This window comes from Kitasatospora sp. NPDC006697 (genome assembly GCF_042869935.1).
Lineage (GTDB): Bacteria > Actinomycetota > Actinomycetes > Streptomycetales > Streptomycetaceae > Kitasatospora.
Genome location: NZ_JBIAGU010000017.1, coordinates 73,272 through 96,359 on the forward strand (window position 1 = coordinate 73,272; position 23,088 = coordinate 96,359).

General features: G+C 71.5%; 17 protein-coding genes. 9 read left to right on the forward strand and 8 right to left on the reverse strand.

Features of this window, described 5'->3' with window-relative positions:
* Window positions 1-105: 105 nt before the first annotated feature.
* Window positions 106-1,179, reverse strand: a complete 1,074-nt coding sequence (locus tag ACFYNO_RS23435) for a HoxN/HupN/NixA family nickel/cobalt transporter (protein WP_388015634.1) — start codon at window positions 1,177-1,179, stop codon at window positions 106-108.
* A gap of 493 nt (window positions 1,180-1,672) precedes the next feature.
* Here ACFYNO_RS23435 and ACFYNO_RS23440 point away from each other — a divergent pair, with 493 nt between their 5' ends.
* Together ACFYNO_RS23440 and ACFYNO_RS23445 are read left to right on the forward strand one after the other, a co-directional pair.
* Window positions 1,673-3,283 carry a high frequency lysogenization protein HflD gene (locus tag ACFYNO_RS23440; RefSeq protein WP_388015637.1) on the forward strand — a complete coding sequence of 537 codons (1,611 nt, stop codon included), beginning with the start codon at window positions 1,673-1,675 and terminating at the stop codon, window positions 3,281-3,283.
* Between the two features lie 14 nt (window positions 3,284-3,297).
* Window positions 3,298-3,633 (forward strand): hypothetical protein, encoded by a 336-nt coding sequence (locus ACFYNO_RS23445; protein WP_388015639.1) that lies wholly within the window; start codon window positions 3,298-3,300, stop codon window positions 3,631-3,633.
* A 150-nt stretch (window positions 3,634-3,783) separates the two neighbouring features.
* Here the strand turns inward: ACFYNO_RS23445 and ACFYNO_RS23450 are convergent, their stop codons facing one another.
* Window positions 3,784-5,085: an MFS transporter gene (locus tag ACFYNO_RS23450; protein ID WP_388015642.1), complete on the reverse strand. Its 1,302-nt coding sequence runs from the start codon at window positions 5,083-5,085 to the stop codon at window positions 3,784-3,786.
* Complete coding sequence (locus tag ACFYNO_RS23455) at window positions 5,082-6,329, reverse strand: aminotransferase class V-fold PLP-dependent enzyme (protein ID WP_388015645.1); 1,248 nt, start codon at window positions 6,327-6,329, stop codon at window positions 5,082-5,084. Before ACFYNO_RS23455 ends, ACFYNO_RS23450 begins: the two co-directional genes overlap by 4 nt.
* Here ACFYNO_RS23455 and ACFYNO_RS23460 point away from each other — a divergent pair.
* Entirely contained in the window at window positions 6,328-7,746 is a 1,419-nt protein-coding gene (locus ACFYNO_RS23460) for a PLP-dependent aminotransferase family protein (protein ID WP_388015648.1), read from the forward strand. The two genes, ACFYNO_RS23455 and ACFYNO_RS23460, sit on opposite strands and share 2 nt — an antisense overlap.
* A 122-nt stretch (window positions 7,747-7,868) precedes the next feature.
* Here the strand turns inward: ACFYNO_RS23460 and ACFYNO_RS23465 are convergent, their stop codons facing one another.
* The gene (locus ACFYNO_RS23465; RefSeq protein ID WP_388015651.1) at window positions 7,869-10,169 is read right to left on the reverse strand and encodes a putative Ig domain-containing protein; all 2,301 of its coding nucleotides are present in this window, start codon (window positions 10,167-10,169) and stop codon (window positions 7,869-7,871) included.
* A 665-nt stretch (window positions 10,170-10,834) separates the two neighbouring features.
* On the opposite strand from ACFYNO_RS23465, the gene ACFYNO_RS23470 reads away from it, so the two are divergent.
* Window positions 10,835-13,552, forward strand: a complete 2,718-nt coding sequence (locus ACFYNO_RS23470) for a LuxR C-terminal-related transcriptional regulator (RefSeq protein WP_388015654.1) — start codon at window positions 10,835-10,837, stop codon at window positions 13,550-13,552.
* 363 nt (window positions 13,553-13,915) lie between these two features.
* Here ACFYNO_RS23470 and ACFYNO_RS23475 read toward each other — a convergent pair whose 3' ends face one another.
* Window positions 13,916-14,641, reverse strand: coding sequence for a uridine kinase (locus ACFYNO_RS23475; RefSeq protein ID WP_388015657.1), 726 nt, complete (start codon window positions 14,639-14,641; stop codon window positions 13,916-13,918).
* A gap of 190 nt (window positions 14,642-14,831) precedes the next feature.
* On the opposite strand from ACFYNO_RS23475, the gene ACFYNO_RS23480 reads away from it, so the two are divergent.
* Both ACFYNO_RS23480 and ACFYNO_RS23485 read left to right on the forward strand, forming a co-directional pair.
* Window positions 14,832-15,842 carry an aldo/keto reductase gene (locus ACFYNO_RS23480; protein ID WP_388015660.1) on the forward strand — a complete coding sequence of 337 codons (1,011 nt, stop codon included), beginning with the start codon at window positions 14,832-14,834 and terminating at the stop codon, window positions 15,840-15,842.
* 356 nt (window positions 15,843-16,198) lie between these two features.
* The gene (locus ACFYNO_RS23485; protein WP_388015663.1) at window positions 16,199-17,104 is read left to right on the forward strand and encodes a maleylpyruvate isomerase family mycothiol-dependent enzyme; all 906 of its coding nucleotides are present in this window, start codon (window positions 16,199-16,201) and stop codon (window positions 17,102-17,104) included.
* 352 nt (window positions 17,105-17,456) lie between these two features.
* On the opposite strand, the gene ACFYNO_RS23490 is transcribed toward ACFYNO_RS23485, so the two are convergent.
* Window positions 17,457-18,911 (reverse strand): FAD-dependent monooxygenase, encoded by a 1,455-nt coding sequence (locus ACFYNO_RS23490; RefSeq protein ID WP_388015666.1) that lies wholly within the window; start codon window positions 18,909-18,911, stop codon window positions 17,457-17,459.
* Between the two features lie 64 nt (window positions 18,912-18,975).
* Between ACFYNO_RS23490 and ACFYNO_RS23495 the strand changes: the two genes are divergently transcribed.
* Window positions 18,976-19,575 (forward strand): TetR/AcrR family transcriptional regulator, encoded by a 600-nt coding sequence (locus tag ACFYNO_RS23495; RefSeq protein ID WP_388015669.1) that lies wholly within the window; start codon window positions 18,976-18,978, stop codon window positions 19,573-19,575.
* A gap of 427 nt (window positions 19,576-20,002) precedes the next feature.
* Here the strand turns inward: ACFYNO_RS23495 and ACFYNO_RS23500 are convergent, their stop codons facing one another.
* Both ACFYNO_RS23500 and ACFYNO_RS23505 read right to left on the reverse strand, forming a co-directional pair.
* The gene (locus ACFYNO_RS23500) at window positions 20,003-20,494 is read right to left on the reverse strand and encodes a hypothetical protein (protein ID WP_388015672.1); all 492 of its coding nucleotides are present in this window, start codon (window positions 20,492-20,494) and stop codon (window positions 20,003-20,005) included.
* 332 nt (window positions 20,495-20,826) lie between these two features.
* Window positions 20,827-21,036 carry a hypothetical protein gene (locus tag ACFYNO_RS23505; protein WP_388015675.1) on the reverse strand — a complete coding sequence of 70 codons (210 nt, stop codon included), beginning with the start codon at window positions 21,034-21,036 and terminating at the stop codon, window positions 20,827-20,829.
* 430 nt (window positions 21,037-21,466) lie between these two features.
* On the opposite strand from ACFYNO_RS23505, the gene ACFYNO_RS23510 reads away from it, so the two are divergent.
* Window positions 21,467-22,021, forward strand: coding sequence for a hypothetical protein (locus tag ACFYNO_RS23510; protein WP_388015678.1), 555 nt, complete (start codon window positions 21,467-21,469; stop codon window positions 22,019-22,021).
* Between the two features lie 159 nt (window positions 22,022-22,180).
* Window positions 22,181-22,675 carry a hypothetical protein gene (locus ACFYNO_RS23515; RefSeq protein WP_388015681.1) on the forward strand — a complete coding sequence of 165 codons (495 nt, stop codon included), beginning with the start codon at window positions 22,181-22,183 and terminating at the stop codon, window positions 22,673-22,675.
* Window positions 22,676-23,088: the final 413 nt, after the last annotated feature.

Below are 23,088 nucleotides of genomic sequence, written 5' to 3' on the forward strand. Positions count from 1 at the left end.
CGGGTGGCGCCCGGCGCTCCTGGCAACTGGCTATCGCCGCGGCCAGTCTCGGCCGCTCGGCCTCTGCTGCGGCCGGTCCTGCGAGCACGGGTGGCCGTACCGCCGTTAGTCCTTCTCCGCCGCACTGGGTCGCAGGTCGCTGTTCCACCGCTGCTCGATGCGGGCGAACTTCCACACCAGCAGGGCCAGCGCCCAGGTCACGACGAACAGGGCGACGACGGCGAAGCCCACCGTGTTCAGGTCGAGGGCGGAGATCCAGTCCCAGAAGCCGCCGCGCAGGGCGAGCTTGTCCGCGAGCAGCGCGAGCAGTTCCACGGTGCCGATGATCAGCGCGACGGCCACCGACAGGCCGGTGATGGTGAGGTTGTAGTAGATCTTGCGCACGGGCTTGGAGAAGGCCCAGCCGTAGGCGAAGTTCATGAACGAGCCGTCGATGGTGTCCAGCAGCGACATGCCGGCGGCGAAGAGCACCGGCAGGCACAGGATCGCGTACCAGGGCAGCCCGGTCGCCGCCCCCGAGCCGGCCAGCACCAGCAGGGCGACCTCGGTGGCGGTGTCGAAGCCGAGGCCGAACAGCAGCCCGATGGGATACATCTGCCACGGCTTGTCGATCGACTTCATCACCCGGCCCAACAGGCGGTTCATCAGGCCGCGCTTGTCGAGCTGCTCCTCCAGCGCGGCCTCGTCCAGGTGGCCGTCACGCATCTTGCGCAGGACCTTCCAGATGCCGGCCAGTACCACCAGGTTGATGGCGGCGATCACGTACAGGAACGTCCCCGAGACGGCGGTGCCGATCAGACTGGTGACCTTGTGCAGCTGGGAGGTGTCGTCCTGCAGCGGGCCGGCGAGGGACTTCACGCCCAGGGAGAGCAGGAAAGTGAGGCCGAACACGACGCTGGAGTGTCCGAGCGAGAACCAGAAGCCGACGGAGAGCGGGCGCTTGCCCTCCCCCATGAGCTTTCGGGTGGTGTTGTCGATCGCGGCGATGTGGTCGGCGTCGAAGGCGTGCCGCATCCCCAGCGCGTAGGCGGTCAGGCCGATGCCCAGCCCGAAGGACTGACCGCCCAGGCTGTAGTGGCTCGGAGCGACCACCGCGACCAGGGTGAACCAGCCGACGACGTGCAGTGCCGCGATGAAGGCGAACATGGCGGCGAAGCGCCGCCACTCGGCGCGGGTCATCAGCGCGCGCAGGCGACCAAGGCGCCCAGGCGGACGGACAGTGGCAGAGGTGGGAGGTGCGGTGACAGCCATGCGTACCCGTCCTTCGTCCCCAGGGGCGGCACAGCCGCAGCCGCTCGACTCCCCCACTTGCACCATATGTGCAACAGGGACCCGGCAGCAGGTGCGCTTGGCTCACCTGAGGGGCGCTCAGGAAGCAGGAAGCCCACTCCCGTACGCCCCCCGGGGGCAGCTGTCTGGCTCCCTCACGTGGGCCGACCGGATGGCGGTGGTGGCCCTTGCGGGTGACCTCTGTCCTCCCCCTCGCGCGCGCTGGCCGGCACGGACGGAGTGTGGTCAGGGCGCGCGAATGTCGGCGGCAAGCGAACCCACCTTCCCGAGGCGCCGACGACAGGTCACACATCGCACATCCCACCCGGTCGGCCCCCGACCGCTCACGCCGACCCTGGAGATTCGTATGACACGGCGTCATTCCCTGTGCAGGGCAGCGGCTGTGGCCGGAGGCGCGCTGTGGCTGCTCACCGCCGTCGCGCCAGCCGCCCAGGCGCACCCGCTGGGGAACTTCTCCATCAACCACTACACCGGCCTCACCCTGCACCCCGACCGGCTCGATGCCCTGGCCGTCACCGACACCGCAGAGATCCCCACTCTGCAGGACGCCCCCCGCGTCGACCTCGACGGCAATGGCACCGCCGACGACAGGGAGCGCGCCGCCTGGGCTGGCGCCCGCTGCGCCGACGCGGCCTCGAAACTGACCGTCACCACCCCCCGGCGCCTGACCTTCACGGTCAGCTCCGCCACCTTCGACTACCTGAGCGGCCAGGCAGGCCTTCGCACCAGCCGCCTCGAGTGCCGCCTCACCGCGCCCCTCGACCTTGCCGGCGGCCCGGTGACCCTTCATGTCGAGACCGGTGCGGACGCCACCCGCGTCGGCTGGAACGAGATCACCGCGCGGGGCGAGGGCACGCACCTGCAGCGCTCCACCGTCCCAGTGACCTCCTCCTCCGACGAACTTCGCGACTACCCCCGCGACCTGCTGTCGACCCCGCGCGGCGACACCCGCGCGGACCTCACCGCAGCCCTCGGCGCCGACACGGACGCCGCCGCAGCCACCGGCTCCGCTCCACGGCCGGGAGGCGGGCTGACCGCGCGGATGGAAGCGCTCTCCCGGCAACTGACGTCGCTGGCCGGGACGAAGCGCCTGACCGTGCCGGTCGGCGTACTCGCCGTCGTGCTGTCCATCGTCCTGGGCGCCGGCCACGCGCTGCTGCCCGGGCACGGCAAGACCGTGATGGCCGCCTACCTCGCCGGACGCCGCGGCCGCACGCGTGACGCGATCACCGTCGGAGCCACCGTCACCCTCACCCACACTGCCGGTGTCCTGGTCATCGGGCTGTGCCTCACCACCTTCTCCTGGCTGGCCGGCGACACCGTCCTCGCCTGGCTCGGCGTCACCAGCGGCGCCCTGGTGGCCCTCGTCGGCGCGGGCCTGCTCACCGACGCCGTGCGCCGTACCCGCCGGGGACACCGGAACGTTGCCACCGGCATCCCAGCGCCCCCGGCCAGGGAACCCGCCTTGATCGGCGCCGCCGGACTCGAACCCGCTGCGGACGGTGCACACAGCCATCGCCCACACCACCACCACGATCACGGTCACCCCCACGACCAGAACCACGACCACGACGCCGACCACCACGGCCACGGCCACGTCCACCGACACGGACTGCTCGGCCACCACCACACCCACGGTCCCGCCCGCGCCGACGCCCAGCCTTTCTCCACCCGCGGCCTGATCGGGCTCGGCATCGCCGGCGGCCTGGTCCCCAGCCCCTCGGCCCTCGTCGTCCTCCTGGGCGCCGTCGCCCTGGGCCGGACCGTCTTCGGCGCCGCACTCGTGGTCGCCTACGGCCTGGGGATGGCCGCCACCCTCACCACCGTGGGCCTGCTCCTGGTGCGCCTGGGCGATCGCCTCGGCCACCTCGCCGACCGGCCGGCGCTGCGGATCGTCCGACGCCTCGCCCCGCACGCCGCCGTCCTCACCGCTCTCCTCGTCCTGGCCGTCGGACTCGGTCTGATGGTCCGCAGCCTCCCGCCCGTCCTGTGACCCAGGAGCCCCACATGCCACCGCGCCGCATCCTTCCCGTCGCCGCCCTGATCGCCACCGCCCTCCTCACCGGCTGCGCCACCACCCGCGGGGCACTGAACGCCCAGGCCGACACGCCCTCCCCGACCTGCCTGGTCCACCAGACCAAGGAACCAGCCGACCGCTACACCGCGGGCACCGGCGCCGACACCCTCTCCATCCTGGAGATGATGCGCTACTACACCGCCAACGGAACCAAGGCCTACTGCGACGGCAAACCGCCGACCAGCACCGACCGCCACTGGACAGACCTCTACACCGCACTCGGCGGCGACCCCGGACGAGTCCCCTCGCCACCCCGAAAGTTGTGAGAGGACCGCCCCCCGCAGAGGGGCCCGCGCGCCATGCTTGGAAAGCGCGTTGGGGGCAACCCCTCACGAGTTCGAATCTCGTACCCGCCGCCTTCACGAAGACCCGGACCGCTCGGTGGCCCGGGCCTTCGTCGTGTGCCGAGCTGATGGTCAGCGGGCCGTCGTCGGCTGTTGCGGGGCGGAGGGCAGGGTCTTCAGGCGGACGACGGGAGAGAGCGCCAGGCCGATGACAGCGGCGGCGGAGCCGGCGGCGGCCAGCGTCAGGGCTCCGCGGCCGCCGAGTTGACCGGTGAGCAGGCCGGCCGAGAGGCCGCCCAGGGCGCCGCCGCCGAACAGCAGGGTGCGGAAGGCGGCGGTCATCCTGCCCATCATCGACTGCGGTGTCACGGCTTGGCGGAGGCTGACGATGACGACGCCCGCCACGCCGAGGCCCAGGTAGGTGGTGAAGAAGGAGAGCACACACAGGCCGACCAGCACCGGTCGCGGGCCGGCGGCCAGCGGGATCAGGGACGGGCCGAGCAGCAGGGCGGACTGGGCGACCAGGTAGACGCGGCCGAGCGGGAACCGCGCGATGACCTGCCGCGCGATCAACGAGCCGATCAGCCCGCCCACGGAAGCCATGGCGAAGACCGATCCGAGTGTCGTCGAGCCGAGGTGGAGGTCGTGGGTGCCGTAGAGCAGGAACATCGTCCACACCGTGACCATCGAGAAGTTGCAGCAGAAGCCGATCAGCGCGAGCGCCCGGAGCACCGCGTCCCGCATGACCCAGCCGAGGCCGTCCTTGAGCTCGCGCCACAGGTGCCGTTCCCGGGCCGGTTCGGGGCGCGGCTCGGGTATGCGGATCAGCAGCAGCGAGACGACGGACGCCGCGTAGGAGCAGGCGTCGACGACCAAGGCGACCGGGGCGCTGAGCGCGGACACCAGGACACCGGCCAGCCCGGGCCCGGCGACCTCGGCGGCGGAGGAGCTGGTGCCCATCTTGGCGCTGGCCTCGACGTAGTGCTCGGAGCTCTTCACCAGCACCGGCACGTACGACATCCAGCTCACGTCGAACACCACCGAGGCGATGCCGACCGCGCAGGCGATCACCATCAGCACCGGCAGGTTGAGCGCGTGCCACCAGTACAGCAGCGGTACGAGGGCGAGCAGGACGAGCCGGACGAGGTTGGCGCCCAGCATGACCGGCCGGCGGCGGGCCCGGTCGGTCCAGACGCCGATCACCAGGGCGAGCCCGAGGTAGGGGACGAGTTGCAGGAAGCGCAGCAGTCCGACCTGTTCGTCGGTGGCGCCGAAGGAGCCGATGGCCGTCAACGGGAGCGCGAGGTTGGTTACTTGGGTTCCGAGAAGGGAAACCGTCTCGCCGAGCCAGAATCTGAGGAAGTCGCGGTTGCGCCAGAGGCTTTGAGGGGCCGGTGTGTCGGTGGCGGTCGGCGCGGCCGAGGTCTGGGTCACCGGGCGCTCCTTGCGAGTTCGGCGACGGCGGCGGCCACGGCGTCGACCTCGTCCTCGGTGTTGTAGTAGTGCGGCGACAGCCGCAGGCACCACTCGACCGCTTTGTCGGCGAAGTCGAACTGCGCGAACTCCCGGTAGCTCAGAGCCGAGTTGATGCCGCGCGCGTCCATCGCCGCCTTGAACGGCCCAGCCTCCCAGCCTTCGATGGTGAAGGTGACCAGCGCGGCCGGAGCAGGACCGCCGTCCAGGGTCCGGATGCCGGGTACGGCCGCGAGTTGCCCGCGCAACCGCGCGGCCAGGGCAGGGGTGCGCCGGGCAACGGGCTCCAGGCCGACCCGCAGCGCGTAGCGGACGGCGGCGGCGCAGCCGAGCACGGTGGCGTACGGGAACTCCCACTCCTCGAACCGGGCGGCCGTGTCGACCGGGCGGTACTGGCCGGGGGCGACCCAGCGCGCGCCGTGCATGTCGATGTGCAGCGGCTCGTACCCGGCCGCGAGCGCCCGGTCGGAGACGTAGAGGAAACCCGAACCGCGCGGCCCGCGCAGGAACTTGCGGCAGGTGGCGGTGAGCAGGTCGCAGCCGATCTCCTCGACGTCGAGGGGGTACTGGCCGACCGACTGGCAGGCGTCGACCAGGTACAGCAGGTCGAGTTCCCGGCAGCGCCTACCGATTTCGGCCACCGGCTGGACCAGGCCGGAGTTGGTGGGCACGTGCGTGACGGCGACCAGGCGCGGGCGGTGGGTGCGCATCAGCGCGGCCATCGCGTCGACGTCGACGCCGCGGCCGTCCGGGTGGTCAGGGGCATGCACGATCTCGACGCCGTGGCGTTTGCGCAGGGCGAGGAAGGCGATCTGGTTGGAGACGAAGTCATTGCGGGTGGTGAGGATGACGTCGCCGGGGTGGAAGTCGATCGCGGAGAGGGCCTTGGTGTAGGCGTGGGTCGCGCTTCCGGCGAAGGCGATGTTGCCGGGGCCGGTGCCCAGGAGTTCGGCGATCGATGCGTGGAAGTCGGCGACCTCGGCGGCCCGGGTGGCGGAGGCCTCGTAGCCGCCGATGGCCGCTTCCAGTTGGAGGTGGTCGAGCATCGCCTGGACGACCGGACGGGGCATCAGCCCGGCGCCGGCGTTGTTGAAATGGATCACCGCTTCGCAGCCGGGGGTGTCGGCTCGGAGCGCGGCCAGGTCCAGCATCGGGGTCGGGAGCGGTTCCGCGCCAGCGGCGAAAGCACTATCATGGTTCTTCATGTCTGACAGTAGCAGTATCGAGACCCTGGTGGCGATCCTCCGGCGCGAGATCACCCGGCTCTCCCCGGGTGACCGGCTGCCCAGCAGCCGCGACCTGATCACCCGTCACGGTGTGGGCCCGGTCACCGTCTCCCGCGCGATCGCCCTGCTGGCCGCCGAGGGCTCGGTCGTCACCCGGCCCGGCAGCGGGACGTACGTCGCCACCCACAGGCCCCGGTCCGCCGGAGCCGAGCCGGACACCTCCTGGCAGGCCGTCGCCCTGGCCGGCCGCGACGCCCTCCCGGACCGACCCGACGAGCAGTCGGACGCGGAGGCGCCGGACACCATCAGGCTGTCGGGCGGCTACCTGCACGAGAACCTCCAGCCCACCCGGCCGCTCGGCGCCGCGCTGGCCCGGGCCGCACGCCGCCCGGACGCCTGGCACCGCGCTCCAGCGGCGGGCCTGTCGACGCTGCGCACGATCTTCGCCCGCCAGGCCGGCGGCGACGTCGGACCCGAGGACGTCCTGGTGACCGGGGGCGGACAGGGAGCGCTGTCCATGCTGTTCCGCGCCGTCGCGGCCCCGGGCAGCCCGGTCCTGGTCGAGTCACCGACCTACCCCGGCGCGCTCGCCGCCGCTCGCGCCGCCGGACTCCACCCGGTGCCCGTGCCGATCGATGACGAGGGACTGCGCCCCGACCTGCTCGCCGACGCCTTCGCCATGACCGGCGCCCGCCTGCTCTACTGCCAGCCCACCTTCCACAACCCCACCGGCACCGTCCTCTCCCCCGAACGACGCCGACAGATCGTCGACGTCGCGCGTGCTGCCGGAGCCTTCGTGATCGAGGACGACTTCGCCCGCCACCTCGGCCACGGCCGCCCGGCGCCACGCCCACTGGTCGCCGACGACCGCGACGGCACCGTCATCCACCTCGCCTCGCTGACCAAACCCGCCTCGCCCAGCCTGCGGATCGGCGCCCTCATCGCCCGCGGTCCGGTCATGCGACGCCTGCACGCGATGCGACGGGTCGACGACTTCTTCATCGCCCGCCCCCTCCAGGAGGCCGCGGTCGAACTGCTCAGCACCCCCGCATGGGACCGCCACCTGCGCACGCTGGCCACTGCCCTGCAGCACCGCTGCGTCCTCCTGGCCGACGCCCTCGCCCGCGAGCTTCCCGACTGGACGCTCGCCCGCGTACCGGAGGGCGGCCTGCACCTGTGGCTCCGGCTCCCACCCGGCCTGGCGGAGCCCACCGTCGCGGACGCCGCCGCGGCCCACCAGGTGGCCGTCAACCTCGGCCGGCACTACTTCCCGGCCGAGCCGCCGGCCGCCCACCTGCGCCTCGGCTTCGCCGCCGCTGCCGAACCCGCCAAACTCACCGAAGCCGCCCGCCGCCTGGCCCTCGCCACCCGCGACCTCGGGCGGACGGCCGACTGACACCGCCTCACGTCGCTCCCCGGACCGGGGCACTCTCTGCGCGCTTCCACCAGCTGCCGGAGAACCGACTGGCCGCTTCCCCGGGCGTGCTCGGGGAAGCGGCCGTGCCGGGTGTGCGGTGGTCAGGAGACGGTGAGGGCGATGTCGTCGAGCCCGAACGCGGTGGTGCCGTAGTAGGCGTCGGTCTCGGTGCCGGCGAACCTCAGGGTGACGGTCTTGCCGGCGAACTGGCTCAGCGAGAGGGTCGCCTGGTCCCACTGGTTGTCGGCGTTCAGGTTGCTGTAGGTGTGCAGGGTGGCCAGGACGGTGCCGGAGGAGTCGAGGACCTGGACCTTCAGGGTGTCGGCGGCGCCGAGCGCGAGTTCGGAGGTCGTGATGTACCGCCAGAAGGAGAGGTTGGCGTTCGTGCAGCCCGCCGGGATGTTCACGGTCTGCGCGAGGGCGTCGACGGAGGCGTAGCCGTTGTCGTCCAGGATGGCGGCGTAGCTGCCCGAGTGCGGGGCGAGGCCGAACAAGGCGGTCTGGCCGATCGTGGCGGTGCTGCCGGTCCACGGCACGGTGCCGTTCTCGAAACCGCCGTTGCGGATGAGCTGGGCGCCGGTGCAGCCGCTGGAGGCGGAGGCGACGGTCCAGGTGAAGGTGGCCGAACCGGAGGCCCCGGTGGTGTCCGTGGCCGTGATGGTCACGGACGAGGTGCCCGCCGTGGTGGGGGTGCCGGAGATGAGGCCGCTGGAGGGGCTGATGGTCAGGCCGGCCGGCAGGTTCGCGGCCGAGTAGGTCAGCGTCTGGCCGGAGGCGGAGTCGCTCGCCTTCGCCTGGAGCGTGGCGGCGGTGCCGACGGTGCCGGTCTGGGTGCCCGGGTTCGCCACCGTGATGGTGTTGGCGTTCTGCGCGTTGACGGTCCAGGTGAAGGTGGCCGAGCCGGAGGCGGTGCCGGAGGCGGCGGTGATGGTGGTGGTGGACGTGGCCGCCTTGGCCGGGCTGCCGGTGATCAGGCCCGAGGAGGAGATCGACAGGCCGGCGGGAAGGCCTGACGCCGAGTAGGTCAGCGTCTTGCCCGCCGAGTCGGTCGCGGACATCTGCCTCGAGACCGCCGTTCCCACGGTGCCGGTCTGGGCGCCCGGGTTGGTGACGGCGACCGTCTCGGCCGTGCCGGTGCCGGCTGCGAAGGCGGTCAGGCCGTTGGGGGTGCCCAGTCCGGTGGGGCCGTCGTAGCCGGTGCCCGCGGTGCACAGGTAGCTCGGGGAGCAGCTGCCGTTGCTGCCGCCGGTGACGTCGTTGAGCGCGCCGGTGTGCTGGTAGGGGTACTTGGCCGGGTTGTCGCCGGTGCCCGGGGTCCCGGCGTCGGCGTACACGCCCGCGATGATCGGCGCGGCGGCGCTGGTGCCGCCGTACTCGTTCCAGCCCGAGCTGGTCTGGTAGCTGTCGTAGACGGCGACGCCGGTCGCCGGGTCGGCGACGGCGGAGACGTCGGCGACGGTGCGCTTGGAGCAGCCGGTGTCGGTCTGCCAGCCGGGCTTGGGCTCGTAGGCGGAGCAGCCGGAGCCGGTGCCCTCGGTGCTGGAGGTGCCCCAGACGCTCTCGGTCCAGCCGCGGGTGTTGGAGGCCTTGCTGAGCGAGGTGCCGCCGACGGCGGTCACGTACGGGGACGCGGCGGGGTACTCGGCGCCGTAGGCCTGGTCGCCGGCGGAGACGGTCAGCACGACACCGGGGTGGTTGAAGTACGAGGAGTCGTACGAGGTGTCGGTGGAGGATTCCGAGCCGCCGTAGCTGTTGGAGACGAACTTCGCGCCCAGCGCGACCGCTTCGTTCACCGACTTGCCCAGGTCGTCCATGTTCGCCGAGGCGGCCTCGACGAGGAGGATGTGGGCGTTCGGCGCGATCGCGGAGACCATGTCGAGGTCGAGCGAGATCTCGCCGGCCCAGCCGGAGTCGGCGCTCGGGTAGTTGGTGCCGCCGGTCTGGTCGACCTTGGTGAAGCAGCCGTTGGCCGTGCTGCAGGCCGGCAGGCCGTACTGGGAGCGGTAGACCGCGAGGTCCGCCTCGGCGTTCGGGTCGTCCAGCGCGTCCACGATCGCCACGGTCTGCCCGGCACCGCCGTTGGCGGGCAGGCTGTAGGCGCTCAGCAGGTCGCTCGGGCCGTAGCCGGACGGTGTGGCGTTCGGGGTGACCGCGTTGACCGACAGGGCCGCGGGCTGTGTCACGTCGGTGCGCACCAGCGCCAGGCAGGACGCCGTGTGGACGTGCGCCGGGGCGGCGCACAGGTGCCTGACCTGGACCGGCGTGCTCTTCGCGGCCGACGCTGCCGCGGCCGACGCGGGCGGGGCCGCGGTGAGCGCCCCGATGACGGCCGCGGCCAGGAGCACGGCGGGACTGCTCAGGGCCGCATATCCGGGTCGGTGCGGTGTGGGGGAAATACCCATGGTCCAGGGAGCCTTTCTGGTCGGGCCGTCCGAACACCGGTAGGTGTGCGGACGATCCTTTGTGGGGATTCGGTCGGCGGCGGAACTCCGGGAAAGCTCAGGCACCTGGAACCGGCTTTCGGCGCCGCTCCGATCGTGACTGCGGGCCGATGGTGCTGATGGGCTGCCACCGGCGAGTGGGGTCGGTCCGCTGCTCGCCGGGGAAAGCAAAGCAGAGGCACTGAAAGCCCGTCAACAGGCGGTTCCAGGAGAATTCAGAGTTAACAAACGACTCGACTGAAAGACGCAGCGAGGGAGTGCTTCCACGGGCCGGAAAATCGGCAGGAATGCAGGCGTGAAATCATCCGGACCGATTCCGGAGACAGTATTTCGCCCAAGGACGAACAATCCGCCCGGACCGTTGCGGCCCCGAGCCGACGGCCTGCTTCTGGACATCCGCCGGCATCGCCTGGCGGGTGCCGTGCACCGGGTGGGCGGGCCGGCACACCTGGGCCCGGACGGTGCTGGTGCCCGTACCGGTCGCGGACCCCGGACACCTCGTCAAGAGCTGGGACGTCCCTGCGGGCCCGGTGGCGACGACCATGCTAGGAAGGGCGGCGGGTCGCCGACATCAGGGGAATCCCTTGCCCTGGCGCGCAGGGGTGCGGCAGGCGCACCATGGCCCGATGCCGGATCATGTGGGGTTGGAGAACGTGCAGGTGGCCGCCGTGCCGCCCGTGGTGGCGGACGAGCCGGACGGTGTCCGCCGACTGGTGCTGTTCGGTCCGCCCGGGATCGGCAAGACCACCGCCGCCGGCGTCCTTGCGCGGCGGCGGGCCGTGCCCGTCCTGCGGCTGGCACCCGGCTTCCGGGACGCGCAGGTCTCCTACAGCGGGTTGCTCGAACTCGCCCTGGCCCTCCAGGTCCTGCCGGCGGCCCGGGAACTCGTGGCAGAGCTGGACGGGGCCGCCGCGGAGCCCGACTCCGGGCATCACACGGGGTCTCCCCTGCGGCTGCGCCGGCTCACCGCCGCTGTGCTGCGGGACGCACCGCCCGTGACGCTGGTGGTGGACAACGCCCAGTGGCTGGACCCGGCCAGCGCGGCCGTCCTGGGCTGGGCACTGCGCTCGGCACCGGAGTTTCCGGTCATCGTCGCGGAACGCGCCTGGCGACCGGAGGCCGGGGGCCACTGGTGCGGCGAGAACGCCCGCGCCGTGCGCGTGCCGGCACTGACGGCCGATCAGGTGGCGCAGCTGCTGGCACCGTACCGGCTGGCTTCCCGCGAGGTCGCACGGATCCATGCCCGCAGCGGCGGGAATCCAGCGCTCGCCCTGTGTCTGGCCGAGGCCGCGCCGCCGGCCGCGGATCAGGCCGGCCGGGAGCCGGCCTTCCTTCCTCCGGCGGCCCGCCGGCTGGTGGGCGAGTGGCTGGGCGAGGTGTCGGAACAGGTGCAGGAGCTGCTGACGCTCGCCGCGCTCGATCACCGGCCGGACCTCTCGCTGCTGTACCGGCTCGCCGGCCCGGCGGCCCAGGGCCTGCTCCTCGATGCGGAGGCAGCCGCACTCATCGACACCGGGCAGCCCGACGGCCAGGTGCGGTTCACCGCCCACGCGATCGGCATCGAACTGGCGGCCCGGCTGCCGGCCCCCGCGCGGCGCCGCCTGCACGCACGCCTGGCCCGGGCGAGCCACGACGCCCTGCGCCGCGACCGCCACGACGCCCTCGCGCTCGAGGCCGCCGACCCGCGTGCGGCCCGGCACGCCGCCCGTGCCGCCGGCCGCGCCAGGCTGCGCGGCGAGCACGCCCTGGCAGCCGAGCTGTTCCTGCTCGCCGCCCAGCGCACCCCGCGGGAAGACGGCCTGCTGCGCAGCGAACGAGCCCTGAACGCCGTGCGCGACGCCGCGAGCTGGGGCGACCTGACGCGCGGGCAGGCCGCCGCCCGCCTCCTGCTCGACCACGACGCCAGCCCCACCCAACGCGTCGACGCCCTCCTGGCCCTGGCCGACGCGAACGGCCAGCACCCGGGCGACACGGACGAGCTGTTCGCGGCGGCCCTCCACGAAGCGGCCGGCGACCCGGGCCTGATCGCCAAGGTCCTCATCCACCAGGCGATCTGGGCCAACGTCAAGGAGGGCGCCCCCGAACTGGCCGCCGCCCTGGTCGGCCGGGCCGCCGCACTCGCCCAGGCCGCAGGCGACACCACCACCGCCGCGGTGGCCCTGACCATGCAGGCGCGCGTCCAGCGGATCCTCGGCAGACCCGAAGCGCAGGCCACGCTCGACCGCGCCCTGGCCCAACAGCGCACCACGGCCGTTCCCGTGAACGGCACACCCGAACACCTCGCCGCCCGGCACGCCCTGTTCGACGACCGCCTGGCCGACGCCCGGACCGCCCTCCTGCCCCTGCTCGTCGAGGCCGAACAAACGGGGGACGCCGCCGGCACCGTGGACGTCCTGCGCAGCCTCGCCGAGGTGGAGATCCGCGCCGGGCGGTGCGCCCGGGCCCTCGAATACGCCGACCGCGCCCAGGCCCTGACCGAACGGGCCGGCCTGTCGGCCGGGCCCGCGTGCTACACCTCCGCCCTCGTCGAGGGCACCGCCTCGCACCGGGACCTCGCCCTGACCCACGCACGCCGCGGAGCGCACGCCTGCCGCCAGGAGGGCAACCAGGTCTACCTCTCCCGCAACCTCTTCGCCCTCGGACACCTCCTGCTGGCCACCGGCCGGCCGCACGAGGCGCTGGAGGCCCTGGAGGAGGTACGGGCCCTGGAGACGCTGCAACGAGTCCACGACCCGTCCGTCCTGCGCTGGCACCCCGACCTGGCCGAAACCCTCATCGCGCTCGGCCGCCTCGACCACGCCCACGACCTGCTGACCGACACCCACCGCACCGCGACCGCCCTCGGCCGACACTGCGTCCTGCCCGCGCTCGAACGCGCCCAGGCCCTCATCGACGCCGCCCTCGGCCACTACGACAACGCCGCGCGCCGCCTCACCGACGCCGCCGACCGCCTGCACCACCTGCCCCTCGAACGCGGCCGGACACTGCTCACCCTCAGCCACACCGAACGACGCGGACGGCGCCGCTCCAGCGCCCGCAGCGCCGCCCGCAGCGCCGCCGACCTCTTCACCAGCCACGGGGCCCACCCCTGGGCCGACACAGCCACCCGTCTGCTCCACCGGCTCGAGCACACCACCCCGGACGCCGGGACCCGCCCCGGCCTCACCAGCGCCGAACAGCGGTGCGCCGAACTCGCCGCGGACGGTGCGAGCAACCGCGACATCGCCGCGGCACTCACCATCAGCGTGAAGACGGTCGAAGCCACCCTCACCCGGGTCTACCGCAAACTCGGCCTCCAGTCGCGCATCCAACTCGCCCGCGCCATCGCCGCCGAGCGCCGGTGAGGGCGACCGGCCGGTCGGCGGCGGGTCGGCCGGTGCAGCGGAGTGCCGCCCGGGTCCGCGCCCGCGGTAGCGGCGCGGACCCGATCGTCACCCGGGCGGGCGTGGGTTGGCATTGGCCGATTCGGCGGAAGAGGCCACGTCAGGGAGTTGTGGGGTGCGTGCAGGCCGGGTGACTGAGATCGACTCCCGCACAGCCGGCCCCGCCGGCCCGGCCGACCAACTTGCTGTACCGGTGCTGCCGGCCGCGCCCCGGCTCGCACGCGACCTCGCCCGAGACCTGGGCGGCGCCGTGGCCGCGGTACGGGCGCGGGCGGAGAAGATCTGTTCTGTTCGCACTCCAGGGCCACGGTCGCCGAGCCGGCGTTACGGCGTCAGGATCCGAGGACTGGCAAACGTCGAGTTGTCGATGATGACATCCACCATCGGAACGGGGTCGACTTCCTGGAGGTAGATGCCCTCTGCCACCAGATACCGGTTGCGGTGGATCGATTCTGCCTCGGATCCGGCCCAGTCCTGATCACGGTCGGCCCCGCGCCGGACGGACAGCTCCGCATCCACGTGCAGCCAGACCCGAAAGTCCCAGTACCTGTTGATCTCCGGCCGGAAGGCGAAGACGCCATCCACGATCAGTACCGTGTCCGGAGCGAGCGCCGTCGTCTCCGCAGCGTGGCTCTGCTGCGTCAGCGGGTCGATGCTGCACAGAACAGCGGATGTTGCCTCCGGTGTCCCGCAGGGATCGAGCAGCAGCCGCTTGAGCTCGTCATAGTCGTACGCGTTGCGGTAGTACCCCTCCCCTGACTCCCGGTCATAGAGGTGCCGGTCCTTCCACGGCCTCTTGAAGTCATCGAGGGTCGCCCGAAGCACCGGGCGCCCCGCAGCACTGATCCGCTCGGCGAGTTCGTGCCCGAAGCTCGTCTTGCCGGAAGCGGTGAAGCCGTCGATCCCCACCAGCAGACGGCCCGGCCCAACATCCAGAATGCGTTTCGCCATCGACTCCACCAGCGCACTGCGTTCGGGTGAAGCCGCTGACGGCGCGGGCTGTCGCCACGTCGAAGCCGAATGATGCACGCTCGCTCGCTGCAGTCCCATGAGGCGAACCTACCGGCTTCACCAACACCGATCTCTCCCCGGCAGCCGCCTAACGCCTCGTCAGCCTGCCGAGCCTCGTGATACCGGGTTCTCTGGCAGGTCCGACCGAAACGGTCAGACCTAAGGGGCGCACACGCCTCACGCCTCCGCATTTGCGTTGGAGCGCACTCCAACTCCTAGGTTCCGAACCATGCGATACATCAAACTCGGAACGACCGGTCTGGAAGTCTCCGCCATCACTCTCGGCTGCATGAGCTTCGGCGAGCCGGGCCGGGGCGGCGAGCCCTGGTCGCTGGGCGCGGACGCCAGCCGGGACATCATCAAGCTGGCCCTCGAGGGCGGCGTCAACTTCCTCGACACGGCAAACGGGTACAGCGCCGGAAGCAGCGAGGAGATCGTCGGTCAGGCGGTCAAGGACTTCGCCCGGCGCGAGGAGGTCGTTCTCGCCACGAAGGTCTGGATGCGGATGCACCCTGGCCCGAACGGCGCCGGGCTGTCCCGCACGGCGATCTTCACCGAGCTCGACGCCTCCCTGAAGCGGTTGGGAACCGACTACATCGACCTGTACCAGATCCACCGCTGGGACTACGACACCCCGATCGAGGAAACCCTCGAGGCGCTGCACGACGCGGTCAAGTCCGGAAAGGTCCGCTACATCGGAGCCTCTTCCATGTACGCCTGGCAGTTCGCCAAGGCCCTCTACCTGGCCGACCTGAACGGCTGGACCAGGTTCGTGTCGATGCAGGACCACTACAACCTCATCCACCGAGAAGCGGAGCGGGAGATGTTCCCGCTCTGCGCGGACCAGGGCATCGGCGTGATCCCGTGGAGTCCGCTGGCGCGGGGCAGGCTGACGCGGGTCCGGGACACCGCCACGGCGCGTGCCGAGACCGACGAGGGCGGAAGGATCCTCTACCGCGACGGGGACCAGGCAGTGGCCGAGCGCGTCCACGAGATCGCGGGCAGGCGGGGTCTGTCCCCGGCCCAGGTCGCCCTGGCCTGGGTCATGCGCAACCCGGTGGTGACCTCGCCCATCGTCGGGGTCACCAAGCCGGCCCAACTGGCCGACGCAATCGCCGCGGTGGACGTCGCACTCGACGAGGACGAGGCCGCCTACCTGGAGGAGCCCTACCAGCCGCACGAGGCCGTCTACCTCGAGGAGTCCTTCTACAAGTCGCGCCCTGTGGCGGGCTCCCGGTAGTCCGGGCTCCCGCCGGGCCTTCGACGAGTCCTTGGCCCCGGCCTTTCGGGCCCGGCGGTGCTTGCGGGCGGTCGCGCGCACCTGCATGATCTGCCCGCTGCGCTGCCTCGCCGTGGTGCGCGGCGCGGCAGCGCCCGGCGCGGTGGTGGCGGATCTCGTCGAATCCTTCGTGGAGAAGGAGGGCGCGAGCGGACCAGGACCGGCGCCCGCACCTGCACCTGCACCTGCACGCCGCCGATGTGACGAATTGTCGGTCCATCGCTCCATACTGAGCGCGCCGACAGGACGAGGCGATCGCCTGGTCCCGTCGTACCCGCGCGCCGAGTCCGGTCTTCGTGCGCCCGACGGCCCAGAACGTGGTCAGCAACCAGCCTGACGCGCCGATCTGGCGGCTGCCGATGAGTTTGACCGGCATGGCCCGTCATACCCAGTACAACCACCTACGGAAGGGGCAGTCCATGACCGAGCCGAACGCGGAGCGGACCAGGCTGGCGATCGTCGAACACACCCGGCGCCTGGCGGAGTCGGCCGCTGCGGCCGGGCCCGACGCCGCGGTGCCGACGGCTCCGCAGTGGACCGTCGCCGACCTGGTCACGCACCTGGGGCAGACCCAGCACTGGGTCGCGGAGATCATCGAGCGGCGCATCACCGATCCCACGCAGCTGCCGACAGAGCTGGCCGTGCCTCCCACCAACCCTCTCCTGTGGCAGACGTGGCTCTCGGAGTCCGCGCAGCGGGTCGCGAACGCGTGCTCCGACGAGGCGCTCGACGCACCGGTCTTCAACCCCGCGGCCGACGGGCGGCCGGGGACGCGGTTCTGGTTGTCCAGCATGCTCAACGAAGCGGTCGTCCACGGCTTCGACGCAGCCGACGCGGCCGGCCGACCGGCCGATGTCGACGCCGACATCGCAGCCGCGCTCATCAGCAACCACCTTGCGATGCTCACCTCGCCCACCTGGGAGATGCGGCGCACCGAGTCCGCCCACGCCATCCGGGGCACGGGGCAGACCTTGCAGTGGCTGGCCTCCGACGTCCCTGGGAACGCGGGCACCTGGTTCGTCCAACGCCGACCCGACGGGGCGGTATGGCGGCCCGAAACCCAGCAGGCCGACGTCACGGTGACCGGCCCGGCACGCTCCCTGCTGCTGATCCTGACCCGACGGCTTCCTCTCACCGACCGCGACGCCACCGGCGTCAGGGTTGACGGCGACACCAGCCTGGCTCAGCACTGGCTCGACAACACGGCGCACGTCGCGGGCTGACCGAGAGGCGTCCGACCCGGCCACCGAGGCGCCTCACAGCGACTCCCAGGGCAGGGTCCTGCCGCCAGGGTCCACCAGCCCGTGCTGTCCGGGCCGTAGCGGCTGCGCCCGCGATTCGCAGCAGGAGTGTGGGACCAACCGCCTCAAGAGGAACCGCGCTGTCGCTACCCGATACGAAAAGCTCGCGGCGCACTACGAGGCGACTGTCCTCATCGCTGCCGTCAACGAGTGGCTATGACCTCCAAGGCCACACGCTGGGATCCCCGTTCGACGCCGCAGGAAGATCGCTGCTGCAGAAGACGCAGACGAAGTCGTCGTCTTCCACCTCTTGTGGAGGTGGCCGCGTTCCCGCTCAGCTTGCCGTCACGGCGGCCAGGTACGCGGTCACGGCGGCTGGGTCCCGGGTGCGCAGTCCGACGTGTCCGTCTGGGCGGACCAGGATGAGTTCGCCGTCGTGAGGCTGGTACGCCGACCGTGCCGTGGCGTGCGGGTCGAGCAGGTCGGAGCCGATCGAGTAGGCATTGACCCCGGCGACGTCGGGCAGTGGGCCGACGCCGAACCGGTAGAGCGTCCAGTCGCCGCCGCGTTGCAGCTCGAACAGGCGCACCGGGCGCCCGTCGGGCCAGGAGCAGAGCGCGTCGGGGCTGCGGTCGCCCGGGTGCGGGCCGGCGCCGTCCCAGAGTGGGCTGAGCGGGCCGCCACGGTAGGTGATCCCCAGGCCGGACATCGCATCGAGGTCGGAGTCCTCGAACCGCGCGAAGCGCGTCAGCAGCTCCTTGGAAAGGCCGAGCACGGCTGCGGCCATCGGCAGCCGTTCTTGCTCGTAGGTGTCCAGCAGCGGCTCGGGCGCGCCGTTGAGGACCGCGGCCAGTTTCCACCCGAGGTTGATCCCGTCGTGGATGCCGGTGTTCATGCCCTGGGCGCCCGCGGGTGCGTGGACGTGTGCGGCGTCTCCGGCGAGGAGGATGCGCCCGATGCGGTAGCGGTCGACCATCCGCTCGTTGTAGCGCCAGCGCGAGGTCCACAGGGCTTCGCGGAGCGTGACGATTCCGCGGCCGTAGGCGTCGTCGACGAGAGCCTGATAGGCGGCGAGTGTCGGCTCGATGTCGTCGTCGCTCTCGTCGATCTCGGCCTGGAGCACGAACGAATCAGTCGCGGGCAGCGGCACCAGTGACAGGCGCTGACCACCGGATCGGCGACGGGCGTGCCACCAGTCACGGTCGATGCCGTCGAGGCGGAAGTCCCCGAGCAGCATCTGCTGTTCGTTGCGGGTCACCCCGAGGAACGACACGCCCGCGAGCTTGCGGACGGTGCTGGACCCGCCGTCCGCGCCGACCAGCCATCCAGCATGCACGCGCTCGCCCGAGGAGAGTTCGACAGTGACGTCGTCATCGCCGAGCCGCATGCCGGTCAGGCTCGTGCCGAACTCGACCCTGGCGCCGTACCCCGCGAGCAGGTCACGCAGGGTTTCTTCGAGTCGCCACTGCGGCAGAACCAGCGGGCGGGCGAACGGTGTGGTCGGTGTCGGCTCGACACCCTTGGTCATGTCGTGCTCGTGCACGCTGCCGTCGGGGTCTACGTACCGGATCACCAGGCGGGACCGTCCGGCGGCGAGCAGGCGCCCTGCCACACCGAAGCCGTCCAGGAGTTCGAGCGTGCGCGGCTGGACGCCCTTGCCCCGACTCCCGATCTGCGGCCCGGGTTGAGCATCGACGATGCGCACCTTCACCCCCTTTCGGGCCAAGGCCGCAGCCGTGATCAGGCCGGTCGGGCCGGCTCCCACGATGAGCACTTCGGTGGCAGTCATGCGCGAACCATAACGCTAACGCGTTATGACTTCATAACACGGTAGGCCTTGCTACCCTGGTCCGATGGATTCGAAGGCAGGGCGCCGGGAGCGCAAGAAGGCGGCGACGCGGAACCACATCGCGGAGGTCGCGCTGCGCCTCTTTACGGCACACGGCTACGACGAGGTGGGCATGCGCGAGGTGGCAGCGGAAGCGGACGTCGCCGTGACCACCGTGTTCGCACACTTCGCCTCGAAGGAGGCACTGGTCTTCGACCAGGACGAACACCACGAAGAACGCCTGGTCGGCGCCGTGGCGAACCGGAGCCCCGATCAGTCACTGCTCAACGCACTGCGCGCCGAGGCGCTCAACGCCGCCCGATGGTTCTCCACACCGAAATCCATCTCGTTCTGGACCCTCGTCGAAGGCTCGGCCGCGCTGCGCGGCTACGCCTCCCAGATGCAGGCGCGGCACGAGCAGGCCCTCGTCTCCGCCATCGCCTCAGACCCCGAGGCACCCACGTCCGCCACCGCCTGTCGTGCGCTCGCCCGCTTCACCCTGGACGCCTACTCCCTGGCCCGGGACGCTGAGAACCCGCTGGCCACAGTGGAGGAAATCTTCGATCTCATCGAGCCCGGGTTCGCGCCCGCAGCGGGCCGGCAGTCAGCGAAGCCGCCGAAGTAGCCGTTCTCCCTCGCCCTCTGATCTGCGACGGCAGCGGCGTCCCGCTCCATGTGATCACCACTACCGCCAACGTCAACGACGCCACCCAGACCCTCGCCGTGGTCGACGGAATCCCGCCCGTCGCCGGCCGACTCTCCATCGGCCGCCGCTAACTCACACCCCGTGAGATACACCGGTCGCTAGACACACCCAAGCGCCGAGGAGTTCCGGTGCTGTGATCACGTCCGAGGCAGCGGCGACGCGCCTGACAGCCGCCCTCCCAGCGACTGGAAACCAGGAACGAGTCGCCCATCACACCCGGGAACTTCACTGCCACGGCCCCCGGGCTGACAGCAGCGGCTGCTCTGTCTCGGTGTTGGTGTTGGTCAGGTGGGCGCCGACGTAGCCGATGATGATCCGCGGCGGGTGGCCGGGGGCCTGGGTGATGTCAAGCCGTGTGCTTGTGCATCACGTCGAAGTAGTGCTGATCGTGGTGCGGAACGGAACGGTCCCGGCCAGGCAGGCTGAACACAGCGCAGACCTCGGCAGGCTGGGTGAAAATACTCGACTGCTCGCCGAAGGTCAGGCCAGGATTGACCTCGTGGTGGCAGCCAGCGGCGTCGAGGGCAGTGACCAGTTCCTCGCGGAGCACGGTGGCCTCGAAGGACTCGGAATCGGGTAGGACGAGCGGTGGGAGTTTGGCGGTCGAACCAGGCCAGAGGTCGATCCAGATGCCACTGACGGCCCGCTGCGTGACCACCAGTCGTAGCCCGTTCCAGGAGTAGGGGTAGCCGTCGATATCGGGCCCCTTCATGAGGTGGGCGGGGTGCGGGCGTCCCGGGCCGAGCAGGTCTTCAGCCTCGGTCAGAGACATCCCGCAGTGAAGAGGACCGATCCGGCCGGTTCGGGCGAAGTCGACGAGCACGTTCATCAAGGTCACGGCAGTGACTGTGACACTCTCCTGGGCCGGTGCGCACTCCGCTATCAGCGCGGTGCGGTGCCTGCCCGCCGTGTCGGACGTCTACGAGCGGCAGAAGCCGGGCTGTCGCCGGCAGGTCCAGTTCGCGTGGTGTCGGGCCGAAGTGTCCGAGCGGGGCGGGGCTCCTGGGCTCGATTCGCCTACGGCTCCTCGGAGGCCCCAGGCCGGACAGGCGACGGACGGCTGGCAGGGCCGCAGGTAAGCGGCGCGGAGTTCTGCTCTCGACCCTCGTTCGAGGGCCGATTCCTGGAACCGTCGCAGGTCAGCGGCTTACGGCCCGACGGAGGGCCCGGTCAGATCCGGTGGTCCGGGTCGGAGAAGGCCAGCCCGCCGGGCGAGACGGGGCGGCGGACCGGAGCGGGCACGGCCGCGGTCTCGCCGGGCGGCTGGCGGAAGTCGGCGCCCTGCTCGACCGGCGCCGGCCGCCTGCCGGACTGGACAGGTGCGGGAGCGCTGGTGGTCGGCTCGGAGAAGGGCATCGAGAGAGTGCGGTGGTCAGTCATGATCGCCAGTGTCGCACGGCCCGGCCGGGGCTGGGTGCCAGATCGCTCTCACCGGTGGTGCGATCTGGCCCAGGCCGGTAGAGCCGGGAACCGGACAGGTAGGCGGCACCGCGGGTCTGTACCCGCCCATTGGTAACGCGAAGGGGCTCGTACTCGGCGGCCAGGGACAGGCCGAGAACTGACCGACGTTGGCGATCTGGGCGATGTAGCGCTCGCGACGTTACTCAGTGAAGGCGGCCCGCTCCACGGCCTTGATCTCGGATCTCGGGAAAGGCGGTCGTCGGCGAAGCGACGGCTCCCCCGGTCGGAAGCGGTGGAACTGGTGGCGGCCGCCGGGCCGACAGCCCACGGCCCGGCCGATCCGGCCCCGGCCGAGCCAGTCCCGGTCCCAGTCACAGTCCGGGTTCCTGAGCCTGTCCACATCGCAGCCATGGAGAAGACCGCCGTGTCCGACGCGTCCGAGCCCGCCCGGTCCGACGACGAACCCGCCGGCCGTGTCCCCGATGACGTGGCGGCCGCCGAGCTCGCGGCCGCCATGAACCTGGCCCTGCCCGACGCGGCGTCGGACAGCGGGCCGCAGCCCGACCCGGCCGCCACGACGCGTCGTCCGCAAGGGTCTGCTGGAGAGGGCCTGTGGACCGAAGGGTCTGCGGTACCGGGCCCGGTCGGCCTCGCCCGATCCGGTGCTTGCGGCCGTCTCCTCGACGCGTCGCCCGGGTGCGTGCGCGGGTCCTGGTTAGCGTCGCAGCGACTTGTTCCATCCACGGCAGGCGGCTTCGGCATGACGTCCGACTACGACATCGGCCTGTACGCCATGGGTCTGTTCGATACTGACGACAACGCCAAGAACCGGCAGGCACTCAGAGACCTGTCCGGTTCCGGCTTCACCAGCCTGGTCCCGTTCACCCTGCACGTGCACCCGAGCGGCGACCTGTACCTGGGCGACAACGTGATCGCCCGGGAAGGCCGCATCGTCTACCGGTAGAAGGACGTACAGGACCCCGCATTCCCCGACCTCATCAAGGGCCTGCGGGCCGGCGGCTTCCGTACCATCCTGTTCTCGATCGGCTCCGGCGGACCGCCCACTCCCGAGGACTGGCAGCACATCCAGGACCTCCTGGACCAGAACAAGGGCCCGCTGCTGGTGACGAACTTCAAGGCCGTCGCTCAGTGGACGGGCGTGGACGGCTTCGACTTCGACTGCGAGGAGGACGTCCGCGCCAGCACCATCGCCACCATGGTTGCCGCCCTTGCCCCGGTCAGCACCGGCGGCGTCATCACCTTGTGTCCGTACGACCGGATGTCGTGGTGGATCAGCTGCCTGGAGGAGGTCTACCGCGCCCACGGCAACCAAGTGGTACGCCGGCTCAACCTCCAGGACTACGGCGGTGCCGTCCCCCGCGACTGGATCGCCGGCCTCGCCGCGGCGAAGAACCGCACCGGTGTGAGGGAACCCGCCGCATTCCTGTCGGCCGGCGAGTTCGTGGCCCCGCCCTCCGAGCTCTGCCCGGTGTTCGCCGACCACGCCCGCGCCGGTCTGAGGGCCGGCTACCTCTGGCAGTACGGCACCTTCGCCGCCCCGACACGCGCCTATGCGCAGGCCCTGTTCAACGGTCTGTCAGGACGCCCCTGCCCGTGAGCGGCCGTGTCCTCCTCCACAACCATCAGTACTTCCTACCGGCCCTCAGGGTGGAGGTCCGGTAGGCCGCCGAACCGGCGGCCGAGTGTGGTCCACGAAGTCACGGACTACTCGCGGGCGGCTTTCTCGAGCCCGCCCCGGGCCTGCAGCGACCCCGGTTCCGGCTCCGAGCGGCTCGGAGATTCGACGGGGCCTGCGTGCGGTCCGACGCCCCGGCCGACTGGGGCCCACGCGACGGCGGGTTCCCCGGACAGCGGGTGGCGTCGAACTCGCTGCGGGTGCGCTGCGAGCGTGCGCGGGTGATCCCGGCCGCCGCACCCGCACCAGGGCCGAGGCGCGCGCTGGCTGCGCGGGTGGCCGAACTACCGGCCCAGTCGAGCTGGTCGACCGGCTGCACTGGGACGGTCCCGGCC